Annotated in this window: 2 protein-coding genes; both read right to left on the bottom strand. The window is 50.1% G+C overall.

Features of this window, described 5'->3' with window-relative positions:
• The coding region (locus RMO35_RS03440; protein ID WP_309738572.1) for a DICT sensory domain-containing protein at nucleotides 1-1,468 on the bottom strand (1,468 nt) is incomplete at its 3' end.
• Nucleotides 1,469-1,675: 207 nt separating this feature from the next.
• A complete protein-coding gene (locus tag RMO35_RS03435; RefSeq protein WP_309738570.1) occupies nucleotides 1,676-2,062 on the bottom strand; it encodes a hypothetical protein in 387 nt (128 codons plus the stop codon).
• Between the last annotated feature and the right edge of the window lie 171 nt (nucleotides 2,063-2,233).

Here is a 2,233-nt window from a genome sequence, read left to right as displayed (position 1 = left end):
ATTCTTCTAGAGAGAGTGGCTCGGGATGCCACTGAATCCGCCCGCTTTCGAGCTGAGAGAGCGTCAAAAAATCTTGGACGAGTTTTCGCATCCGCTCGGCATCGCCCAGCGCCGTATTGAGCATGACTTGCCGCAGTTCGGGGGACATATCTGGCTCGGTTGCCAGACTCTCTAGACAGACTTGGATCGTCGAAAGTGGCGTCCTGAGTTCGTGTCCGGTAATCGCGACAAGATTGGCACGGGTACGATCGAGTGCTTCGAGCTGTTGGTTGAGATATTCGAGGTTGGTATAGGATTCGGCTTGAATCAGCGTGCTGCCGATTTGAGTCGCGATCGCGTCTACCAATGTGATGGTATCATCCGACCACGGCAAGGGATCGGGCGTGAATTGATGTAATTCGATCGCTCCTAAGAGCCTGTCTTGATGCAGCACTGGCACGATTAACCAGTCGGTAATCCCCAGTTTGGCGAGCGTACGTTGCCAAGCTTTGCTCGGGTTGATTTCGGCGAGGGATGTGGACTCATGCTTCTCAACCACCGCTTTAAAAATTGGATTATCGGCTAGTTGCCAAGCTTTACCGAGTAGAGAGGATATTGCCGCATTCGCTAGATATTCGTGGGCAATTTTGGTCGTGCGTTCGTCTTTGCGATACTGATAGATAATGCACCGACTGACGCCAGTGGCTTTGCCAATTTCCTGTCCGGCAACATGGAGAATATCGGCAGAGTTGAGCGAGCGCCGAATTGCGCCAGTAATCGAATTTACCAGCCGCTCCCGTTCTTCTTTTTCTTCGATCGAGCGGTAAGCTTTGAGTAATTTGTATTGACGAGCTTGTAAATATGTCACCAGCCGCTGCACAAAGGCATCAGCACTGGCGGAATGATCGTGAGGAATGGTAGGGACTGCGACTAGGTATTCTTGCTTTGCCTGGGCGATTTTAGCTGCCAACTCGGGGCGGTAGTTTTGAATCCGATCGAGCAAAATATGCGCCGCTGTAATTGTCACTTGGCGATCGAACGTCCAGATCCCCTCAAACCGCCGCGAGGCATCGATTTCTGGCAAAACGGGAATATCCGACGGCGGGACGACTTTTTCGCGACAGATCAGACAGGCTGAAGACTGGGCACCAATAGCGATCAAATGCCATTCACTAGCTAGCCCATCCTCACTCTCAAATGGCACCAATTCATATTCGGAAATACGATCGCTAAACTCGGTATCTGGTGCAGCTAAAACATATACTTGGTCGCTAATTTCTCCCAGCCGCCGATAGCGATGTGCTTCTTGCCGATAAAACTTTTCTTGCTGAAAACTCGCAATCAGCAATGGTCGATCCGTCCCGGCAAGTACCCGATCTTCCATCGCATGAGAGAGCGCCGTCAGGGAAGATTTAAAGTACAAATGCGATCTGAGTTGGGGCATTTGCCGCAGTAACTCGCTTAAAACCGATCGGCGATCGATCGCCATAATCTTTCTCCTAGTAGCTGCGGCAGGGTGGCGCGACGATCTTCACTGTCAAACACCTCGATCGAAGTCGAGACAATTGGATCTTGAGGTTATCGATTTCTATATTACAGAAAAACCGCACCTAATAGTTACTGGATCGGCATTTCGAGTTAATAGCTTTACTATTATTTACCATCTTCTCGGACGATCGGCGTTTGGATCTAAGAGTTATCGACCGATAAAGCGATTTACTGGCGTGAGATTGGCATTGCGATCGGTATCGATGAAGTGGGAAATCCCCCGCAGAGAGGGGTTATTGTCATTGCGGCGATTGGTGACGATCGTACGACTCGTCCCAGTTGAGAGCGTCCGTTTGGCTTTAGGTTGGCTCCCTGGCTTGAGTCGGACATTTGCCAGCACCGCATCGACTGGTGGTGGCGAAATCCGATCGTTAGGGGCGTTGGTTGGCGGTTGAGTGCCGAGCGCAGCGGTTTGTAACAGCGGTTTAGCCGCTACCGAGGTCTGAAATCCACTGCCATCTTTACCAAATGGTTGAGTAAATATAACCGTGAATGCTAACGTAAAAAGCCACAGTCGAGCGTGTCGTTTGGACATAAGAAAAAGATCGATACTACTTACTGGTAACTTACCCACTCAGCTTTACGGAAGCATCAAAATTTCAAACTTTTACAAGATAGTAACGCCATAGCCGTCGTTGGCGTAGCCTCTGGAGCAAGAGAATCGCCAAAAAAATTCCCACCTCCGCCGCTAAGAATGCTAGGATCG

Source organism: Chamaesiphon sp. OTE_20_metabat_361 (assembly GCF_031364565.1).
Note: the sequence above shows the minus strand (reverse complement) of the source record. Positions and strands in the feature narration are given on the sequence as shown.

Excerpts from the sequence above, each read along its gene's own strand:
- RMO35_RS03435 (WP_309738570.1), bottom strand. The coding sequence starts at position 2,062 with ATGTCCAAACGACACGCTCGACTGTGGCTTTTTACGTTAGCATTCACG.